Origin of the sequence: Catenulispora pinistramenti (assembly GCF_018274385.1) — a bacterium.
GTDB lineage: Bacteria > Actinomycetota > Actinomycetes > Streptomycetales > Catenulisporaceae > Catenulispora > Catenulispora pinistramenti.
On the sequence record NZ_JAAFYZ010000463.1, the window covers coordinates 1 to 1752 of the forward strand.

Below are 1752 nucleotides of genomic sequence, written 5' to 3' on the forward strand. Positions count from 1 at the left end.
CTCGCGGACGGCGTCGGGGGCGGCGAGGACTTCGCGGACGCGGCGCTCGGCGGCACGTGCGCGGCGCAGGTGCTGGAGCGCCTGGGGCATCGCGGCGGTGGCTTCGAGGAGGGCTAGCGGGGTGAGGATGAGGACGGCTAGGAGGGTGGCCGGGAGGTGGTGGGCGGTGGCGGACGCGGTTTGGTGCGCGGCTTGCAGAGCCGTGGTGCCGACTTGGTGCACAGTGCCGGACGCGGCTTGTTGGGCGGCGGCTTGGTGCGCGGCGGCTTGGTGCGCGGCGGCTTGCAGGGCTGGCGCACCGAGCTGGTGCGCGGCGTCGGAAGCTTGGTCGGCGTTGGCGGCGGCTCGGTGAGCGGCGCCGGAAGCTTGGCTCGCATTGGTAGCAGCTCGCTGAGTGGCCTGACCACCCGCGTCGACAGCTCCCAGAGCCGCGTAGGCGGCGCCCCAGACCGTCGCGCCGGTGGCGAGGGTCGTCAGGGCCGTGCCGAGGCCTCGGGCGGCGGCTGAGCGGCGTTCGGCGGCGGTGAGGTCGCGGTCGGCCGCCTGGACGCGGGCCAGGCGCGGTGGGACCGCGTCGGCGGCGAGCAGGTCGGGGGCACCGCGCAGGAGGTCGTGGAATTCGGTGGTGAGGTGGCCCTTGGCGGGTGCCACGTGCCGATCCGCGGTGGCGGATGTGCGGGCGGCGGCGAGGGGGATCGCGATGCCGGTCGTGAGCAGGCCCAGGGCGGTGATCAGCGCGACGCTCGGGAGGGCTTCGGCGAGTGCTGCCACCGCCAGCGTGCCCACGGCCGTCGCGGCGAGTGCGGGGATCAGGAAGCGGACGTAGCGGTCCTGCACTGCGTCCACGTCGGCGACGAAGCGTGCCAGCAACTCGCCGCGCCGCCGGCCCGGCGCCTGGCGGCAGAGGCGGTCGTAGGTGCGGGCGCGGAGGGTGCCGAGGATGCGGTACGCGGCGTCGTGCGTGACCAGGCGCTCGGCGTAGCGGAACACGGCGCGGCCGATGCCGAGCGCCCGTACCGCCGTGATCGCGATCATGAGGTCGAAGATCGGCGGCTGCTGCGAGGCGCGGGAGATGAGCCACGCGGAGGTCGCCGCGAGGCCGGTCGCCGAAGCGAGGGCCGCGGCGCCGAGGGCCGCGGCCAGGGCGAGGCGCGCGGTGGGTCGGCGGTCGGTGGGCGGGGCGGCTGCGGCGAGTCGGCCGCGGTCGTCCGGTCGCTCATCTGGCCGAATTCGAGCGCGAGTCTGGGCGGAGGGGTCTTGACAGGGTTCACAATTGCGAAGATTGTTCTTATTGAGGCGGTGCGCCCCCTGGGTGGGCGGGGCGTCAACCGGGTGTGTCGCGTACGTGTCGGCGGCGGGCCCGAGTGCCACCACCCGATCCGCGACTTCCAGCAGCGCCGCGCGGTGGGCCACGACGATCGCGGTGCGGCCGGTGACCAGGCGGCGGATGCTGGCGACGACCTCCGCTTCAGCCGCTGGGTCCAGGGATGCGGTCGGCTCGTCGAGGAGAACCACCGGGCGGGCCGCCAGGAAGGCCCGGGCCAGGCCGAGGCGTTGGCGTTGGCCCGCGGACAGGCCGTGGCCGCCTTCGCCGATGCGCGCGTGCAGGCCGCCGGGGAGGGCCGCCACGAAGTCCGCCGCCGCAGCTGATCGCAGTGCTTCCCAGACCGCAGCGTCGGACAGGTCGGAGCCGGACAGCGCCGCGTCGGGCAGGCCCCCATCAGGCACCGCACCCCCAGCCCCCAGCCGCAC

1 protein-coding gene is annotated in these 1752 nt (G+C 75.3%); it reads right to left on the minus strand.

Going from position 1 to position 1752, the window contains the following annotated elements:
• Nucleotides 1-1728, minus strand: a 1728-nt coding sequence (locus tag KGQ19_RS52450) for an ATP-binding cassette domain-containing protein (protein ID WP_307856746.1), incomplete at its 3' end; no start/stop codon positions are given.
• Nucleotides 1729-1752: the final 24 nt, after the last annotated feature.